Annotated in this window: 14 protein-coding genes and 1 tRNA gene; 12 read left to right on the top strand and 3 right to left on the bottom strand. The window is 69.1% G+C overall.

Features of this window, described 5'->3' with window-relative positions; translation table 11 throughout:
- Positions 1-160: 160 nt before the first annotated feature.
- Complete coding sequence (locus tag AC08OO_RS09535; RefSeq protein ID WP_476609320.1) at positions 161-892, bottom strand: hypothetical protein; 732 nt, start codon at positions 890-892, stop codon at positions 161-163.
- A gap of 193 nt (positions 893-1,085) precedes the next feature.
- Here AC08OO_RS09535 and AC08OO_RS09530 point away from each other — a divergent pair, with 193 nt between their 5' ends.
- The 5 genes from AC08OO_RS09530 to AC08OO_RS09510 all read left to right on the top strand — a co-directional run bounded on the left by AC08OO_RS09530 (position 1,086) and on the right by AC08OO_RS09510 (position 5,816).
- The gene (locus AC08OO_RS09530; protein ID WP_476609319.1) at positions 1,086-1,862 is read left to right on the top strand and encodes a DUF3566 domain-containing protein; all 777 of its coding nucleotides are present in this window, start codon (positions 1,086-1,088) and stop codon (positions 1,860-1,862) included.
- Between the two features lie 63 nt (positions 1,863-1,925).
- Positions 1,926-1,999: transfer RNA gene (locus tag AC08OO_RS09525), tRNA-Ile, on the top strand.
- A 485-nt stretch (positions 2,000-2,484) separates the two neighbouring features.
- On the top strand, positions 2,485-3,888 hold the full coding sequence (locus AC08OO_RS09520; RefSeq protein WP_476609334.1) for a glycosyltransferase family 4 protein: 1,404 nt from the start codon (positions 2,485-2,487) through the stop codon (positions 3,886-3,888).
- 10 nt (positions 3,889-3,898) lie between these two features.
- Positions 3,899-4,630 (top strand): class I SAM-dependent methyltransferase, encoded by a 732-nt coding sequence (locus tag AC08OO_RS09515; protein WP_011434487.1) that lies wholly within the window; start codon positions 3,899-3,901, stop codon positions 4,628-4,630.
- Positions 4,617-5,816, top strand: coding sequence for a hypothetical protein (locus AC08OO_RS09510; RefSeq protein ID WP_476609318.1), 1,200 nt, complete (start codon positions 4,617-4,619; stop codon positions 5,814-5,816). Before AC08OO_RS09515 ends, AC08OO_RS09510 begins: the two co-directional genes overlap by 14 nt.
- Here the strand turns inward: AC08OO_RS09510 and AC08OO_RS09505 are convergent.
- The gene (locus AC08OO_RS09505) at positions 5,799-6,416 is read right to left on the bottom strand and encodes a class I SAM-dependent methyltransferase (RefSeq protein WP_476607133.1); all 618 of its coding nucleotides are present in this window, start codon (positions 6,414-6,416) and stop codon (positions 5,799-5,801) included. The genes AC08OO_RS09510 and AC08OO_RS09505 overlap by 18 nt on opposite strands.
- Before the next feature lie 133 nt (positions 6,417-6,549).
- Positions 6,550-7,224: a peptide deformylase gene (gene def, locus AC08OO_RS09500; RefSeq protein ID WP_476607132.1), complete on the bottom strand. Its 675-nt coding sequence runs from the start codon at positions 7,222-7,224 to the stop codon at positions 6,550-6,552.
- 764 nt (positions 7,225-7,988) lie between these two features.
- On the opposite strand from def, the gene AC08OO_RS09495 reads away from it, so the two are divergent.
- From AC08OO_RS09495 to cas5e, 7 genes are all read left to right on the top strand, one after another.
- Entirely contained in the window at positions 7,989-10,106 is a 2,118-nt protein-coding gene (locus AC08OO_RS09495) for a glycosyltransferase family 2 protein (protein WP_476609317.1), read from the top strand.
- A 218-nt stretch (positions 10,107-10,324) separates the two neighbouring features.
- On the top strand, positions 10,325-11,518 hold the full coding sequence (locus tag AC08OO_RS09490) for an acyltransferase family protein (RefSeq protein ID WP_476609316.1): 1,194 nt from the start codon (positions 10,325-10,327) through the stop codon (positions 11,516-11,518).
- A gap of 292 nt (positions 11,519-11,810) precedes the next feature.
- Positions 11,811-14,681 carry a CRISPR-associated helicase Cas3' gene (cas3, locus tag AC08OO_RS09485; RefSeq protein WP_476609315.1) on the top strand — a complete coding sequence of 957 codons (2,871 nt, stop codon included), beginning with the start codon at positions 11,811-11,813 and terminating at the stop codon, positions 14,679-14,681.
- Positions 14,682-15,044: 363 nt separating this feature from the next.
- Positions 15,045-16,697 carry a type I-E CRISPR-associated protein Cse1/CasA gene (gene casA / locus AC08OO_RS09480; RefSeq protein WP_476609314.1) on the top strand — a complete coding sequence of 551 codons (1,653 nt, stop codon included), beginning with the start codon at positions 15,045-15,047 and terminating at the stop codon, positions 16,695-16,697.
- Between the two features lie 26 nt (positions 16,698-16,723).
- Complete coding sequence (gene casB / locus AC08OO_RS09475; protein ID WP_476609313.1) at positions 16,724-17,344, top strand: type I-E CRISPR-associated protein Cse2/CasB; 621 nt, start codon at positions 16,724-16,726, stop codon at positions 17,342-17,344.
- Between the two features lie 78 nt (positions 17,345-17,422).
- On the top strand, positions 17,423-18,577 hold the full coding sequence (gene cas7e, locus AC08OO_RS09470; RefSeq protein WP_476609312.1) for a type I-E CRISPR-associated protein Cas7/Cse4/CasC: 1,155 nt from the start codon (positions 17,423-17,425) through the stop codon (positions 18,575-18,577).
- A partial coding sequence (cas5e, locus tag AC08OO_RS09465; RefSeq protein ID WP_476618427.1) for a type I-E CRISPR-associated protein Cas5/CasD occupies positions 18,574-19,041 on the top strand: 468 nt, incomplete at its 3' end. The genes cas7e and cas5e, both read left to right, overlap by 4 nt.

Raw genomic sequence — 19,041 nt, 5'->3', positions numbered from 1 at the left:
GAGCCCCGAGAGGCTGACGATCTCGTGGTCGTGGCCACCCACGCCGAGAACGACGCCGCCCGAGGGGACGGGTGTGCGCGGGACCCGTGCACACCGTCAGGACTGAACCGGGAGAGTCCGTGAGTGACAGTCAGGAAGACCGGCCAGCCCGGTCGGCGGTCTACCGCGGCCCCTCCTCGGCCGCCGGGGCGGAGGGATCGCGTGCCACCGAGCAGTCCCGCCGGCCGAGCGGAGGGGACGGGGCCGGCCCACGGTCCACGGTGCGACCCGCTTCCGTTGGTTCCTCCGGTGCTGGCGGCGCGGCCAGAGGCGCGAGCTCCTCCGGCCCGGATTCCTCCGGCCCGGATTCCGCGGGTTCCGCCGGTGTTTCCGATTCCGCCGGGCGTGATTCGGAAGCCGGCAGCCGGGCCGGCAGCCGGGCCGGCGCCGGGACGGCGTCGGGACGCGCGGCGGACGCCGCGGGCCGCTCGTTGTCGCTGCGGGACGGCCGTGGGGAGGACGCCGGCAGCGAGACGGTGAAGGTGCCCGCAGCCGGCGGTGGGCCCGAGTCCGGTAATCCGTTCTTCCAGCGGCCCGGGCGGTCCGGTCGGCCCGTGGAGGAGCGGGAGGGCGGCCGTGGCCCGGCCGGAGGCGCGGCGGACGCGCTGCGGTCCTCCGCCGGGGGGCCGACGGGTTCGATTGGGTCGCCGAAGGTCGGGTCGCCGAAGGCCGGGTCGTCAAAAGCCCATTCGGCTGAACCCGGCTCGTCGGCGTCGGGTGCGGGTTCGGCGGGTTCGGCGGCGTCCCGCTCCGGATCGGTCCCCGACGGGGCGAAGTCTCCCTTGTCCTCGCGGTCCTTGTCCACCTCTTCCGCGGGCGCGTCGGGCGCAGGGTCGTCGGCTGGCACCTCCACGGGACGTGCCAGCGGAACGTCGTCGGTGTCCCCATCCGGGTCGGCTCGTACCGGGGCCGCTGGAACCGACTCCGACGAGGCGGGCTTGGCTACCCGGAAACTCGGCTCGGCCGCCGTATCGTCGCCGGCGAAGCCCCTCGGCCCAGCGCCACCCGGACCCGGTCGAGCCACGCCAGGGGGGCCGGCAGTTCGCGTGGAGCCCCCGGCCGAGTGGCCACGGGAGACCGACACCATCTCCCTGGTCCGCCCGCCCAGCATGACGAGGAGCCGTACCACGAAGCCCGACAGGAACCGTGCCGCGCCCGAGCGCATGCCCGCCCCCGATCCGGTACGCCCCGCCGCGCCGGGTCCGGCGGGGGGGAGGTCCGGCGGTGCCGGCCCCACGGCGGCCTACGACCGGCCGCTCGCGGCGCCGGAGTCCGCGGGTACCACCACGACGGGTGCTCTGAACAGCGTGACCACGACCTCCCCCGGTGCGCTCGACGACCAGTTCGAGCCGGTCTCCGCTGAGCGGGCGGGTGCCGGTCACTCCCCTGGCCGGTCCGGTCCCGGCTCGTCCGGTCCCGGCTCGTCCGGTTCCGGCTCGTCCGGTTCCGCCCGCCCGCCCGGTCAGGGCCGGCGGGCCAAGCTCAAGCTGTCCAAGGTCAATCCTCTCACGGTGACCCGGGTCAGCTTCGCGTTCTCCCTCTGCGTCTTTGTGGTTCTGCTCGTCGCGATCGCCGTGCTGTGGTTCGTCCTGAACTCGATCGGCGTGTTCGGCAGCGTCTCCGACGCGGCCGATACCCTGACCGACAGCAGCAGCACCGACATCCGAGGATGGCTGTCGTTCGGCCGGGCAATGCAGATCAGCTTGCTCATCGGGGCGATCAACGTCATCCTCATGACCGCGCTGTCCACGCTCGGTGCCCTGCTCTACAACCTCTGCGCCGAGATGATCGGCGGCGTCGAGCTGACTTTGAGTGATCAGTAGCTTGGAGGGACGGCGGCGGTCCCACTCCTGCGCCGCCGTCCTGTATTCTTGCACTCGCAGCACGGACCTATAGCTCAGTCGGTTAGAGCGCTTCCCTGATAAGGAAGAGGTCGGTGGTTCAAGTCCACCTAGGTCCACGCGCTGGTCGATCATGATCGTTGCCCTCTGGGCGGCTTCGCCGTGGCCGTTATGCTGGTCGAGGGGCCAAGCCCCCCGACTCCCCGTGTTGCGCCTTCGGCGCTCGCCGTGCCCGGTGGGATGGTCGGGCCGCCGGTGGCGAGGTCTGAGAGCGGGCCCGGGCCGGCGTGCTGCGGGAGGTCGCGGGCAACGCCATAGGGCCGACTCCCGGCTGCATAAACCGTCCACCGGTGATCCGGGAAGATCCCCGCGCCTGCGGGATAAAGCGGACACAAAACCCTCTGGATGGGCAAGTCTCCCTTGTTGCCGCAGATCTTGGACTCACGACGAAGAGTCCTAGTGTGACGCAGAGCACGCAGTCAGGGCACAGTGTCGGCCCATTTCAGTGAAGATCGGCACTCAATATCCTAATGTGCCAGGAAGCGGCGCCACCCTCGACGTCGAGGAACCAGGACATGGCCCGAGACGGACGGAGGGCGCACAGTTGCGGATTGCGTTGTTGTCGTACCGGAGTCTGCCCACCTGCGGTGGCCAGGGTGTGTACGTCCGACATCTGTCCCGCGAACTGGTCGCCCTGGGGCACCGCGTCCAGGTGGTGAGCGGGCCGCCGTACCCGGTGCTTGAGGAGGGTGTCGGCCTCACCGAACTGCCCAGCCTCGATCTCTACCGGGACTCCGACCCGTTCCGGTGGCCCGGACTGGCCGAGTTCCACGGCCTGCCGGACGTCGTCGAGTTCGCCATGATGCGGACCGGCCAGTTCTCCGAGCCGCTCGCCTTCAGCCTGCGTGCCTGCCAGGCCCTGCGCCCCAGGGCATCCGGGGGTCGGCCGCCGTTCGACATCGTCCATGACAACCAGGGGCTGGGATACGGCCTGCTGGCGCTGCGGGCAGCCCTGCGCCCGTACCGGATCCCGGTCGTGGGCACCGTGCATCATCCGATCACGGTCGATCGCCGCCTGCACCTCGCCGCGGCGACCACCCTCACCTCCCGGCTGGGCCTGCGCCGGTGGTACTCGTTCCTCCCGATGCAGGCCCGGGTCGCGCGGGGGCTGGATGGCATTGTCATCCCGTCGGAGAGCTCCCGGCGAGAGATCATCGCGGACATGAACCTCCCCACGACGGTCATGCGCACGGTTCCCTTGGGAGTCGACGCCGACGTCTTCACGCCGGCGCCCGCGGGCAATCCGGCGGTTCCGGGCCGTGTCGTCGTCGTGACCAGCGCCGATGTTCCGCTCAAGGGCCTGCTTGTCCTGCTCGAGGCGCTCGCGAAGCTGCGGGTGGATCGCTCGGCGCACCTGGTCTGCGTCGGCAAGGTCCGCGAAGGGGGAACGGCCCAGCGCCAGGTTGCCGAGCTGGGCCTGGCCGACGCCGTGACGTTCCGTTCCAACATGCCGGAACCGGAGCTGGTGGACCTGTTGCGCTCCGCCGAGGTCGCAGTCGTTCCCTCGCTTTACGAGGGGTTCAGCCTGCCCGCCGTCGAGGAGATGGCCTGCGGGATCCCGCTGGTCGCCACCACCGCCGGGGCGTTGCCCGAGGTCGCCGGTCCGGACGGGGAGGCCGCGTTGCTGGTCCCACCGGGGGATGCGGGAGCCCTGGCGGACGCCATCGGTTCCCTGCTCGATGATCCCGAACGACGGGCCCGAATGGGTGCCGCCGGGCGCCGCCGGGTGGAGGCGCGGTTCTCCTGGCGGGCGGCCGCCGCGGCCACCGCGGACTGGTACGCCGAGCGGATCGCGGCGGTCGGCGGGACGCCCACCTCCCCGGTCCCGGTCCCGGGACCGGCCCCGGGACCGGAGGCCCAGTGGACGCCGGCACCGCTGTCCACACCCGGCGCCGTCACACCCGGCGCCGCGGCGTCCGCACCGGCGTCGTCGACGCTGACCGGCTGACGGCCGACGCATGCTGACCGTCGACTTCGACCAGTTTCCCGTCTCCGCGGGCTGCCGGCTGCTCGACCTGGGCTGCGGCGCCGGACGGCACACGTTCGAGGCGTTCCGACGGGGCGCCGAGGTCATCGCGCTGGACCACTCCGCCGGCGAGGTCGCCGGCGTCAACGCGATGCTCGCCGCGATGGCCCTGGAGGGACAGGCTCCGCCCAAGGCAAAGGCCGCCGGAGTGCGCGGTGACGCGCTGGCGCTGCCGTTCGCCGACGGCACCTTCGACCGGATCATCGCTGCCGAGGTGCTCGAACACCTGCCCGCCGACACGGCGGCGATGACGGAGATCGCCCGGGTGCTACGGCCCGGGGGGTGGGTGGCGGTCACCGTCCCGAACCGGTTCCCCGAGCAGGTGTGCTGGAGCCTGTCGACGGCTTATCACAGCGTCGAGGGGGGCCATGTCCGCATCTACCGCCGGGACGAGCTTCGTGACCGGTTGATCGCGGTGGGACTGGAACCGGCCGGCACCCATTTCGCACACGCCCTGCACGCCCCGTACTGGTGGCTGCGCTGTCTCGTCGGTGTCCACGACGACGACCATCCGGCGACGCGGCTTTACCACCGGCTGCTGGTGTGGGACATGATGCGCCGTCCCCGCATCACCCGGCTCGCCGAGCGGGCCCTCAATCCGATCATCGGCAAGAGCATCGTGCTGTATCTGAGGAAACCGGAGGTAACGCGTGCGGCCGGTTGAGTCTGCTCCGGTCCTGACCCCCGAGGCGCTCGCCGCGACCGCGACCGCGATCGCCGTCGTCCAGGAGCCGGACGGTGCCATCCCCTGGTATCCCGGTGGCCACACCGACCCGTGGGATCATCTCGAATGCGCCATGGCCCTCGACCTCGGCGGCCTGGTCGACGCCGCCGACGCCGCGTGGGCCTGGCTGTGCCGCAACCAGCGGCCGGATGGATCCTGGGCGACGAGCTACGTCGGCGGCGCGGTCAAGGAGGACTTCGCCGACAGCAACCAGTGTGCCTATGTCGCCACCGCCGCCTGGCACCGCTGGTTGGCCACCGGTGACCGCGCCTTCCTCACGAGGATCTGGCCGGTCGTCGAGGCAGCCCTGGGCTTCGTCGTCGACATGCAGAGCCCGACCGGACAGATCTGGTGGGCCCGGTCGTCGGACGGTGTCGACTACCCCGAGGCCCTGCTGACGGGATGCTCCAGCACGTTGCACAGCCTGCGCTGCGGGATGGCGCTCGCAGCCCTGGTCGGGGAGGTGCCACCGGCCTGGGAACGGGCGACCGGCGCGCTGCGGCACACCCTCGTCGCTCACCCAGAGTACTTCGCCCCTCGCGACCGGTGGTCGATGGACTGGTACTACCCGGTGATCGGCGGAGCGCTGCGCCGGTCCGCGGGTCGGTCCCGGCTCACCAGCCGGTGGAACGACTTCGTCGTCGACGGTCTGGGCATCCGCTGCGTGGCCGACGAGCCCTGGGTCACGGGGGCCGAGACCTGCGAACTAGCCATCGCCCTGCATCTCGTGGGCGAGACCGCCGCGGCGACCAAGTTGGTCACGGACATGCAGCACCTGCGGCACGCCGACGGGAGCTACTGGACGGGCTGGCAGTTCGAGACCGCGACGTTCTGGCCGGCCGAACAGTCGACCTGGACCGCGGCGGCGGTGATCCTCGCGGTCGACACGTTGGCCGGCGGGGTCACCGAGACCCTCTTCCGCGGCGACGGCCTCCCCGAGGGGATCTGTGTCCTCGACAAGGAGTCCGACGAGCCTCGGCAGGGCGGCAGGCGGCTTCCGGAGCCGCGGACGGGGGTGGTGACGGAGCCGGTGACGGAGCCGGGGACGGGGGTGGTGACGCCCGCCGAACGCCGGCTTCCTCGGCAGCGGCCGGCATGCGGATGCCGCTCAGTCGACGCGGCGTAGGACGCGCAGCGAACCCGCGCACGACAGCTCGCGGAAGCCCTCCGTCAGCGCCCGCACCAAGACGTGGTAAGGCGCCTGGCCCCCGTCCGCCGGGTCCGGAAAGACGTCGTGGATGGCCAGGAGACCGCCGGGCCGCACGTGGCAGGCCCAGGCCCCGTAGTCCGCCTGGGCCTGCTCCTCGGTGTGCCCGCCGTCGAGGAAGAGCAGGTCGGCCGGGGTCGACCACCATCGCCCCACCCGTTCGGAGCGGCCGACGACCGCCGTCACGACGTCCTCGACGCCCGCGTCCTCCAGCGTCCGCCGCAGGAAGGGCAGCGTGTCCAGCCGGCCGCTACGCGGGTCGACGAGATCGGCGTCGTGGTACTCCCACCCGGGTTGGTTCTCCTCCGACCCGCGATGATGATCCACGGTGATCACCGTCGCTCCCACCGTCCGGGCGGCTGCGGCCAGGTACAGGGTCGACTTACCGCAGTAGGTGCCGACCTCGCAGATCAGGCCGCCGGCCGATACCCGTGTTGCCGCCGCGTAGAGCGCCAGGCCCTCCTCCGTGGGCATGAAGCCCGTCGCCGCCTCGGCCGCCCGCCGCAACACCACATCCACCGCCGACTCTCTCTTTCTCGCAGGACGGATAGCCTTTCTTGCAGGACAGGTAGCCTTTCTTGCAGGACAGGTAGCCTTTCTTGCAGGACAGGTAGCCTTTCTTGCAGGACAGGTAGCGCGCGCCGGTGGCTCGCTACCTGCCGAGCTGCGCGGCCACCTCGACCCGTCGGGCGAAGATCTCCTCGGTCCGCTCCTCCATCTCGCGGAGGGCCTTCTTGCGTCCGCGGCTCGACAGCCGGTCCAGGTAGAGGCTGCCGTACAGGTGATCGGTCTCATGCTGCAGGCAACGGGCGAAATAGCCGGTTCCCTCCAGGCGGAGCGGGGCACCGTGCTGGTCCTGACCGCGGACAGCGGCATGCTCCAGCCGGGCGACCTCCATGTAGGCCCCCGGAACAGACAGGCACCCCTCATCCCCCTTGACGAGCCGGCGCTCCGCCGGCGGCGCTTCCTCCAGGACGGGGTTGACCAGATGGCCCACGTGCCGCACACCGTCCTCGTCGGTGCAGTCATAGACGAAGACCGCGGCGTCGACGTCGATCTGGTTCGCGGCGAGTCCGACACCTTCGGCGCCGTACATGGTGGTGAACATGTCATCGATCAGCGCAGCGAGCTCCGCGGTCCCGAACTCGGTGATTTTCTTACAGGGCCGGTGCAGAACAGGCTCGCCGACAACGGTGATCCTGCGGATGGAACCGCGGCCGACCTCCGGCGGCAGCTGGGGGTAGGAGTCCACCGGCTCCCCCAGCACTCGGACCCGCCGATCGATCTTCTCGTCCTTCTCGTCAGATCGCGTCAAGCGCGAGGCCATGGCGAGCATCTCCTTCCATCCGACCGGGGCGCGCCTGCGCGTGAGTCGGCGCGGGGCCGATCCTGCCGACCGGCAGGATCGGCCCCGCGCCACCGCCGATCCTCGACGTGCTTCGTCCGCTACGAGCTTGACAGATCGCACCCCCTGTCCGCTCGGCGGACTGGTCGCTCCCGTGATCAACAGTGTCACCAGGTGCGGCGCCATCATGGCCGCTACCTGCGGGAAGAGCGCGGACCTCAGACTGTTCATTGCATGGCGCAACTTCACCAACACCATACGCACATAAGGCTCCCCAAAAACGGGGAGCCTTTTCCGTGCCCGGTCGCACGCGGTCATGCCCGACAGTGCCCGACCGTGCCCGGCCGCGTCCTATCGCCGTTCCCGCAGAGATCGCGGACGCTGAATCGTCCGCGATCCGCGCGGGTAAGAATGATTACCGCAAAGGATGAACAGAACGTTAAGTCTAACTCACATGCCGCTAACGCAACGTATCATCTCCCCCCTGGCGCACGGCCCACCAACAGACACCCGAACCCCGACTGGTATGGTGTCGGCCACGATAAAGCTGAACCAGTAGAGAATCACGCTCCCAGGTATTTACTTTCCGGCCAGGAGAGAGGCGTGCTGCCCCGACTCCCACGACTCCCTACACCAAAAAGACTTAGAATTATCCGGCGAATCTAGCGAGAGTTCAGTTCATGGCTGCGAATTTCGCTGAAACGGTCGCTGAAAGGCCGACGCCGGGGGGGATCAACACACCGAACATGGCAGTTCCGCCGCCGGAGTACGTGGTGGCGGAACTGGATCCGCGAACGAGTGACCTCGCCGTCCCGGATGGATCCGGATGGCGGCGGGTCATGCGGGTGCCAGGACGACGGCATTACCATCACGAGCACCACGATCGCGCCGTCGCGACCGTCCAGCAGGCCCGGAGCCGTACTCGATCGACGGGCCGGAGTTGCGTCGTCGGCCTTCTGTACATCGCCGAGTTCGGCCGGCTGCGCGAGCGCCTCGCTCCGGGCGCCTGCCTGTCTCTACTCGATCAGGTCGCCGCCCTGGCAGGTGATCTGCATCGGTGGCGTGGCTCCGCCATCGGCCAGGGCCGCCCCGGCGAGGTGGTCGTCGTCCTGCCGACGCGGCCGGGCCGCTCCGCCGAAGCGGCGTTCGGCGAGATCGTGCGTACGGTCGCAAGCTGTGACTTCGCCGTCAACGGCGAGCGTCTGCGGGTCACCCCCGTTCCGGGGTTCGTCCAGGTGGACGACACCATCGATGATGCCACCGCCCTGCGGCGGGCCCGGCTGGCCATGGGGCTCGCCGCAGGGCAGCTCGACATGGTCCCCGTCTGTTACGACCCGAAGCTGGAACCAGCGGAGAACCAGCCGCGACGTTCCGGGCGCCCGTTGCACACACGGTTGCGGCCGTCCGACGCCGTCCAGATCGTCGTCTCGACCGCGATCTGCCTCGGACTCCCGTTCGGGATCTACAGCACACTGTTCGCACTGGGCCTCGACCCGACCCACGTCGTCTTCGCACTCCTGGCCATCGCGCTGGCCGGCACTACCCTCACCACCTACCTGGAGCAGTTGTCGGCGCTCGAACCGGAGAAGTGCCCGGACGCGCCCGCCGCGCCGTTCCCGGCGGCGAGCGCCATCATCGCAGCGTATCTGCCGAACGAGTCGGCCACGATCGTCGACACGGTCAAGGCGTTCCTCCGGCTGGACTACCCGGGTCCACTACAGATCATCCTCGCCTATAACACTCCCCGATACCTGCCCGTGGAGGAGACACTCGCGCGGATCGCCGATTCCGATCCCCGTTTCATCCCGATGCACGTGCCGACCAGCACCTCCAAGGCGCAGAACGTGAACGCGGCGATGCCAGTGATCACGGGTGAGTTCGTCGGTGTCTTCGACGCGGATCATCATCCGGCACCGGACGCCTTCCGGCGGGCCTGGCGGTGGCTGTCGCACGGGGTCGCGGTCGTCCAGGGGCACTGCGTGATCCGGAACGGAGAGGCATCGCGGATCAGCCGCACCGTCGCCGTGGAATTCGAGTCGATCTATGCGGTGAGTCATCCCGGCCGGGCGAGGATGCATGGTTTCGGGATCTTCGGCGGGTCGAACGGCTACTGGCGGACCGACCTGTTGCACCAGACCCGTATGCGCGGGTCGATGCTGACCGAGGACATCGACGCGAGTCTGCGCACCATCATGAGCGGTGAGCGGATCGTCGCAGACCCGGAACTGGTCTCCTACGAGCTGGCGCCGACGACGATGTCGGCGTTGTGGCGGCAGCGGTTGCGTTGGGCGCAGGGTTGGTACCAGGTCTCCCAGCGGCATCTGTGGAAAGCCGTCGGCTCACCCGACCTCACCGCCCGCCAGAAACTCGGCCTGCTCTGGCTGCTGGGCTGGCGCGAGATATATCCGTGGCTTTCGCTGCAGATGTATCCGCTGATCGTCTTCGGTCTGCTGCACCCGCAGTCCGGGCACGGTTTCCGGTTGAACGTCTCCCTGTACGTGGTCGCCACACTCTTCTCGGCGATGGCGGGCCCGATCCAGGCGTTGTTCGCGTACGCCCTCGCCGACCCCACGATCCGCCGCCATCGAAGTTGGTTCGTCCAGTTCTGCCTGATGAACATCGTCTACAGCGAGTTCAAGAACGTCATCGCCCGGCTGGCACCGGTGAAGGAGCTGCTGCGGGAACGCGAGTGGCACGTGACCCCACGCGCCGTGCCGCAGCCCGACCCGGTCACGCCGGACGGCGCGGCCTCCCCTCCAGCCGGCTCCGCACCTCCAGCCGGCTCCGCACCTCCAGCCGGCTCCGCACCTCCAGCCGGCTCCGCGGCGGGCGGTGTGGTCCCTTACCCCGAAGCCAGGTCATGACCACACCAGGCGGCCCTCGAAACATCGTGCCGAGGTCCCGGGTTCTGCCCGCGCCGGCTCTCCCGTCCTGGTGGGCGCAGCCCCCGCCGCCGCCAGTGCCGCCGCCGCCAGTGCCGCCACCGAGAGAGCGGCCGACCGTGCCGGCCCGGCCGCGGGCCGGGGGGGTGGGTATCACCGGAGAGAGCGGAGGGAACCGCCGCGGTCGCCGACGGACGACGGTGGGCGATCCCAGGCTCGAGCTGGTCGACCTGGGCGGGTTCCGCGGCGTGGCGGCGATCTCAGTGATCATTTTTCACGCCTATCAGTTCTGCCGCGGGGATGGCAACACGCCGTACGCGGGTACGTTCCTCGGCCAGGTCCTCGGCGCCTTCGACGGGATGATCAGTTGGTTCTTCCTGGTCTCCGGGTTCCTGCTGTATATGCCGATGGCGAACCGGGTCAGGGCCGGCCGGACCCAACGGTCACCCAAGAACACGCTCATACGTCGTGGACTGCGGATTCTTCCGCTGTACTACACGGCGCTCATCGTCGTGTGGGCGGCGCGTAATCCCACTCTGCCCGGCGACTGGATCGACCTGGTCGAACACCTGACCTTCACCCAGGTCTTCGACAGCAAGCGGGTGTTCTACACGATCGGCCCGGCCTGGTCGCTGGCCGTCGAGGTCTACTTCTATCTCTACCTCGCCCTGGTCGCCGGCTGGCTGCGGCGGCAGACTCATCGACTACCCGAGGCGCATCGCTGGCGGCGGCTCTGCCTGCCGCCGGTCCTGCTGATCGTGGTGTCCGCCGTCTGGATCGTCTATGCGGTCTACATCGTGCGGGCTCAGCACGACCAGTGGGCGTACTGGTTCTCGCCGCAGAACTATGCCGGCAACTTCGGCCTCGGAATGATCACTGCGGTTCTCTATGTCCGATGGGGTCGGGAGCGGCCGTTGCCCGCCCCGCTCGCGTGTGCGTCGCGGTTTGTCGCCGCCGGGCTCATCATCGCCGGCGCGCTGGTCCGGGGGCACACCGCGGCATCGTTCGAGGCGTTCTCCACGCTGAATTCGATCGGTTTCGGTGTGCTGTTCGCCGCATCCGTGCTGGCACCCCGCTACACGCTGTGGCGCCGGTTCTTCGCCACCCCGGCATTCGTCTGGCTCGGCATGATCAGCTACAGCGTGTATCTGTGGCATGAGCCGATTCTGCTGCTGGTGCTGGACCGGCACGGGCTGGTCAGCCATGCGCCGTCGGCGTTTCCGTGGGTAGCAGCCATGCTGGTCACGGTCGGCGTCCTCGGTGGATGGATCAGCTACGTCGTCCTGGAGAAACCGGGCCGCCGGCTGTCCATCCTGGTGGAGAAGCTTCGCCGCGCCCCGGTGTCCGCCGTCTCGGTGTCCACCCCGGCGCGACCGGCACGGCCAGTTCCCTGACGTGGCGTGGCGCCGGCTTCCCGGTCTGCGCCGGCTGCGCTACGTGCGCCGGCCGCGCGTGGATCGCCTCCCGTTGGAGGCCCCGTCGTCCCCGTATGCGCGGGGATCTTTCCAGCAATTTCCTGTCCTCAGGGCTGGGAGAACGCACAGCTCAATAATTCGTAAAACGAATCAGGCAAGCCGTCAACAGCATTTCTACGACGGCCGATGTCACGTCCAAGCCCCCATGAACGGGCTCATTGCGCAAGGTGCTTGAATGGGGCTGTCCATTATATCTGGGATGGGAGTCTTCATGGATGATGAGTTCTTCGGTGTGATATGGGGGAAGTCGGCGGAGAAGGCGGGGGGATCGATGCACCTGCTCCTCGGCCATCTTCTGGATACGGCGGCGGTGGGCGAACTTGTCTGGGATCGTTTCCTCGCATCCACCATTCGGGATCGTCTGGATGATTGCAGCGATGGTCACGGGCGGTCTCTGTTCGCGCTGTTGTGCGGCCTGCATGATGTCGGTAAGGCCACGCCGGCCTTTCAGATGAAGGACGAGGGTTTGGCGCAGCGCGTTCGGGCGGCCGGGCTTGGCTGGCGAGGGGTGACTCCTCAGCAGGGCCGGCAGTGGCATCACGCGCGGGCGGGGGCTGTCATCGTCCGCAAGTATCTCCCGCAGGTCGGTTGGAGCCGGCCGGGGTGTGACTGGGTGTGGCCGCTGGTCGCGGGCCATCACGGCCTGATACCGGACCGTGGCCGTCTTGTGCACAAGCCCGCCGTCCACGGCGCCGGACCGTGGCCCGACGTCCAACGTGCGTTCGTCGACCGGGTGGCCGGCGACCTCAACGTTGACCTGGCTTCCTTTTCGGAGCTGCGAACACCATCCCGCGGAGGTCAGCTTGCCCTGTCCGGGATGATCATCATGGCAGACTGGGTCGCGAGCGACAAAGAGCATTTCGGTGGGCTGTCGGATCTGGCGGAGATCTCGATGAAGGGCTCGCGGGAGCGTGCACAGCGAGCCTGGGCACAGTTGGGCCTGCGTGGCGGGTGGCGCTCCGACCGGCCCGCACCCGGCAACCAGTCTGACCTGGTGCACCACAGATTCGGTAAGCCAGCCCGGCCGGCGCAGCGCGCCGCGGTCCAGGCCGTGCGGGAAATGCCCGGCCCCGGGCTACTGATCCTGGAAGCGCCGATGGGTGAGGGGAAGACGGAGGCGGCGCTCGCCGCCGCGGAGGTACTGGCCGGCAAGGTCGGTGCGGACGGGGTGTTCGTCGGAATGCCGACGCAGGCGACGAGCGATCCGATGTTCAGCCGGGTCCGCGGCTGGCTCACCGCGGTGGATCCCGAGGTTCCGATCGGCCTACTGCACGGCCGGGCTCGTTTCAACAAGGAGTGGGCGGCACTTCGGTCGCAGGTCCGGTTCGTCGACGTGCACGACGATCTCGACGAGTATGGGATGGCCGACGATTTCGGTACGGGTACGAGCGGCCCGGGTCGTCGCGACGCACCGCTGGCGGGCGCCGCGGTGGCCGCGGAGTGGTTCTTCGGATCGAAACGGGGGTTGCTCGCTGCGGTGACGGTCGGCACGGTGGATCACCTGCTGCAGGCGGCGACCCGGACGAAGCATGTGATGCTACGGCACGCCGGCCTGGCCGGCCGGGTCGTCATCCTTGACGAGGTACACGCCTACGACGTCTACATGGCGCAGTTCCTGTTCGAGGCGTTGCGCTGGCTCGCCGACACCGGCGTGCCGGTCATCGTTCTGTCCGCGACGCTGCCGCCGGTACTGCGTGCACAGCTCGCCGGCGCCTATCTGCAGGGCGCCCTGCAGCGCCCCGATGTCGACCTCGCCGATCTGCCGCGGCCCACCGGCTACCCGAGCACCACCGCGGTGTATATGGCCGACGGGAAGCCCCGGTTCTCCGTGACGTCCCAGTCACCCTGGCGTGAGTCCGTGCCCGTTGCGGTAGAGATCCTGGCAGAGCCCACCGACTTCGCCCCGGTGAGCATCGCCGCCGCTGTCTCGGCGGAGGTGAGCGAGGGCGGCTGCGCTCTCGTCGTGTGTAACACCGTCCAGCGGGCCCAGGTCGTCTACGCCGAGCTGCGGACGACGTTCGGTGATGACGTGGTGCTGCTGCACTCCCGGTTCACCGCAGCCGAACGCGCGAGCCGTACGGAAGACGTCGTGGACAAGCTCGGCCCCCCCGGACGGGAGAACGCCCAGGACCGGCCCGCGCGGCTCGTCGTCGTGGCCACCCAGGTGGCCGAACAGTCGTTCGACGTCGATGTGGACATCCTCGTCACCGATCTCGCCCCCATCGACCTTCTGCTGCAACGGGTCGGCCGGCTGCATCGGCATGACCGGCCGACCGGGCAGCGACCGGCCCGGCTTCGCGACCCGAAAGTGATCGTCAGCGGTCTGCGGCTGCCCGACGGGGCTGTGCCACTCTGGCCCGCCGGTAGCCGGGCCGTGTACGGGGATCATCTACTGCTGCGCTCCGCCGCTCTCGTCGCCGAAGCCGCCACGGGTGGTGGATGGTCGATTCCCGCCGACGTGCCCGGCCTCGTCGCTCTCGGCTACGGTGATGAGCCTCTCGGCCCGGCGCACTGGGCTGATGCCGCGGCCGAGGCCAGGCAGGAATGGGAGGCCAAGGAGCGGCGTCGCCAGGTGAACGCCACCGGATTTCTGCTTTCCGGCGAGGACGGTCTGGGCCTGACCACGCTCGAGGGTCTGCACGACAAGGCGACCGCGCCGCTGGAAACCGAGGAACGCCTCACCGCGGTCGTCCGTGACAGCGACGAGTCCGTGGAGGTCGTCCTCGTCCGCCGCGGACCGGCCGGGTATCTCACGCTCGCGGGCCGATCGCTCGGGCACATCGGCGAAGTTGCCGTGTCTGACGACGCGGTCCTCGAAGAGGTCGTCGGAGCCACCATCCGCCTGCCCGCGAACAAGGAGATCACCGCCGCGGCGCATGCCGAACTGACTCCCCTGGCCGGCTGGGACGGTGACTCCTGGCTCCGCCACACCCGCGCCCTGATCCTCGACGATCGCATGTCGGCGATCCTCGGGGGGCGACACCTGACCTATGACAACAAGCTCGGGCTGAGACTCGCGCCTCGACCGGCTGCTGATACTCGAGCGGCTACTGATACTCGACCGGCTGCTGGTAAAGGGTGAACTGCCGGACCGGGGCAAGGTGTTGATCTTCTCGGCGCTCAAGATGGGACGGCTGACCCCCATGCTCCGAGACAAGGAGAATCCGTACAGGTATACCTTTTCACCCCATACGTCACTGTATGCGCTACCTTCGGTGCGAAGCGGGAGCATGGGCACCGTTCGGCCGTTTATCTGGTCGCCATGGGTTAGGAGATCCTTGATGTGGCGACGCCAGGTGTCCATCTCCTGGCAGGAGCCGCACGATCGGTAGCAGCCGACGTGCCGCGCCGTCGCGGTCGACCAAAAACTGTCGGTGGCCCTTGGTACATCTCGGCTGAGCCACCGACGGTCGGCGCAGGCCGGGGCCTACGAACGGGGGAATGAGTGAACGGTTTCAACCTGATCGATGGGCAATGGATCCCAGTGATCAAGCGGGGGCGGCGTCTGGAGGTGGGGATCAGGAAGGCGCTCGTCGACGCTCACACGATCGACGGGCTGGCCCTTGAGGATCCGCTCGAAGCCGTGGCGGTGCTGCGTCAGGTCCTGCTGCCCGTCGTCCTGGACGTGTTCGGCGCCCCCCGTACCGACGAGGAGTGGTCACAGCGGTGGGAGGCTGGCCGTTTCGACCGGATTATCAGGAAAGATCGGGCTGAGGATGAGGAGGGCATCGAGTCGTATCTGATCCGACAGGCGGCACGATTTCATCTGTTTCATCCGACGGCTCCGTTTGCGCAGGTCGCCGGGTTGCGGACCGCGAAGGACGAGACGAAGCCGGTGTCGCTGCTGGTTCCGCGGCTGGCCTCGGGGAACAACGTTCCGCTGTTCAGTTCCCGGACCGAGAACGACCCGCCGAGCCTGACGCCCGCTGCGGCGGCACGGGCGTTGCTCGCAGCCCATTGCTGGGACACCGCCGCGATCAAGACCGGAGCGGCGGATGACCCGAAGGTCAAGACGGGGAAGACGACGGGGAACCCGACCGGGCCGCTCGGGCAGTTCGGGATCGTCCTGCCGCTGGGTGAGACGCTCTTCCATACGCTGATGCTCAGCATCCCCGTCCTGCGGCACGGTCTGCGGCAGAAGGACCGGCCGCAATGGAGATCCGAAAGCACCGCCACCTCCCGCTGGGAGACTCGCGCCCCGGAAGGGCTACTGGATCTGCTGACCTGGCAGTCGCGGCGGATCCGGCTCGTGCCCGAGGCAGACCCGACGGCTGTCGAGGATGTCTCGGTCCGACGGGTGGTGCTCACCGCCGGTGACCGGCTTACCGGATCGGTGCACGCACTCGAACCGCACACGGCGTGGCGGCAGGTTGACAAGCCCAAAGCCGACGAGCCGCCGGTCCGTCCGGTGCGGCATCAGCCGGGCCGGTCGGCCTGGCGCGGGCTGGAGGCTCTGCTGACCACAGCGCCCTTGTCGAGTGACAAAGTGTTCGCGCCGACGGCGCTGTCGCAGCTCGCCCGGCTGCGTGACGACGGCTATGTCCCCGATGATCTGCCACTGCAGGTACTGACCGTCGGGGTGAAGTACGGCACGCAGTCGGCGGTGATCGACGAGGTAATGGCCGATGAGATTCCCCTCCCGGTCACCGCGCTGGCACGGGACTCCGCGGTCCGTGAGACCGTGCTGGCGGTGGCGGCCCAGGCCGAGAGCCTGCGGATCGCCGCCAACCGCCTCGGAGACGATCTTCGTGAGGCTGCCGGTGCGACGGACAGGCTGCCGTGGGACAAGGGCCAGCGGCTCGGGGAAATACTGATCCACAGCTTCAATCCGACGGTGCACCGGCTGCTAGCCGGGCTGCAGCAGCATCCGGAGGACGCCAAGCGGGCCGAACTTGCGTGGCGGATCCTCGCCCGGCGGTTGGCGTGGGAGGTCGTCGACCCGGTGTTGTCCGCTGCCGGTCCTGAGACGTTCCTGGGCCGCGATCCCGGCGAGCCGTTCGGCGCCCGCCTCGCCGGCGCCGAGATGTCATTCCGGCGCACGCTCAACGACGTGCTCGGCAAGGACGAGGACAACCGGCTCGCTCTGGCCGCCGCCTGATTCCCACGACCCGTCAGGAAGGTCTGATGACCGAGGTAACCGCGGCGCCGTCCGCATCGTCCACATCATCCGAGACGACATCGCCACGCGAGACGACATCGCCACGGCACTTCTGGGAACGGGACCATAAGGGCGACCGGCCCGACGGGGCGGATTTGGCCGCGTTGCGCCGCGGTGCTGGCCGCGAGCCGGGCAGCGTCCCGGAGATGTGGCGCTACTACTCCACGCTCACCGTCGATGGCCGCAGAACCTGGTTCCTGACCGCGGAGCACGTCGCGCTCACCTTGTTCGCGGTGCACCAGCAGTCCCTGCCCACTGCGGCGCATCAGCCTGGCATCGGGCTCGGCGAGGCTGCTCTACGCCTGCGTAGCAGCGACAAGTTCAGTCCTGAGGCGGTCGACCGGCGGTTCAACGCCGTGGCCACCGCCACCACCCTGGACGAGGCCGCCTACCACCTGCGTGGTCTGGTCCGCCAGTTCCGCCAGGTCCCCGTCGGCCTCGACTACACCCAACTCTGGCGGGACCTCATCGCCTGGCAGACCCCCGAGCGGATCGGCGAAGTACGCCGCCGGTGGGGAGCCCAGTACTTCTACCGGCCCCCGAAAGACAAAGCCGCTACCCCGGCCGCCGCGCCCGGCACTTCCTGATCTTCCTTCTAACCTCCGGCGTTGCCTCCGCGCACCGGGGCTTTCCCGTCCTGACCCAGCAGAAAGAGGCATCTACCAATGCGCTGCTACATCGACGTCCACATCCTGCAGACCGTCCCTCCGTCCAACCTCAACCGAGACGACGCCGGTACCCCGAAACAAGCCGTCTATGGCGGGGTGAAGCGGGCCCGGGTGTCGTCCCAGGCCTGGAAGCGGGCGACGCGAACCGCCTTCGCCGACCACATCGATCAGGCCCAGCTCGGAACACGCACCAAGCGGATCTCCGCGCTGCTCGCGGAACGGCTCGCAACCCGCTGCGCGCTCGACGCGGAAACCAGCACCCGGATCGCCACCAGCCTTCTGACCGCTCTGAAGATCAGTGCGGGGAAGAAGGCGGCGGAGACCGCCTATCTGCTGTTCTTTGGCCGTCCCCAGCTCGAACGGCTCATCGACCTCATTGTCGAGGATGTGCCGCGCCTCGCCGATCTCAGCGACGGCGATCTGCTCGCCGCGGTCAAGGATGTGCCTGTCCTGGCTACTCTCGGCAGCGGGCATCCGATCGACGTCGCGCTGTTCGGGCGGATGGTCGCCGACCTGGCGTCGTTGAACGTCGACGCGGCCACCCAGGTCGCGCATGCCCTGTCCACCCATGCCGTCGACGTCGAGTTCGACTACTACACCGCCGTTGACGACCAGAACGCCAAGGACGAGACCGGCGCCGGGATGATCGGCACGGTCGAGTTCCAGTCCGCGACGCTGTACCGGTTCGCCACCGTCGGCCTGCACCAGCTCGCCGAGAACCTCGGCGGTGACATCGAGGCGACCGTCGAGGCGCTACGGGTGTTCCTCACCGCGTTCACCACCTCCATGCCGACCGGCCATCAGAACTCCTTCGCCCACCGCACCGTGCCGAACCTGCTCACCATCGCGATCCGCCCCGACCAGCCGGTCAACCTCGTCTCCGCGTTCGAGAAGCCGGTACTGCCCCGTGGCCGGGGCGTCCTCACCGGATCCCTCGAGCAGTTCGCCACCGAACTCAACAGCGCGTCGACGCTGTGGGGCCTCCAGCCCGACATCCTCGCCTCCACCTACCGCGCCCCCGACGACACCAACACCAACACCGACACCACGGCGAGGATCGTCAAGGCGCTCGGCGAGCCGAAGCCGTTCGACGAGGTTCTCGACACGGTGGTGGCTGCCGCCCGCGACCGGCTCATGAGCAGCGTCCGATGAGCCAGGACCCACCCCGCCACTGCCTGGTGCTGCGCCTCGCCGGCCCCCTGCAGTCCTGGGGTTCCCGCAGCATGTTCAACCGCCGCGACACCCTCACCGAACCGACGAAGAGCGGGATCATCGGGCTGCTCGCCGCCGCCCAGGGCCGCCGGCGCACCGACCCGATCGAGGACCTCCTCAGCCTCACCCTCGGGATCCGCACCGACCAGCCCGGCACCCTGCTGCGCGACTACCACACCGTCAGCGACTACCGCGGCCGGCCGCTACCCTCCGCCGCGGTCAGCGCGAAAGGCCTCCAGAAACCGACGTCCCCGGCGAAGCACACCCACGTCACCGAGCGGTTCTACCTGCAGGACGCCGTGTTCGTCGCAGCCCTCGCCGCACCCGAACCGGTGCTCACCACCCTCGCCGACGCGCTGCGCACCCCCGCCTTTCCCCTCGCGCTCGGCCGCCGCGCCTGCCCG

It is taken from the genome of Frankia sp. CeCAU1 (genome assembly GCF_977971845.1).
Note: the sequence above shows the minus strand (reverse complement) of the source record. Positions and strands in the feature narration are given on the sequence as shown.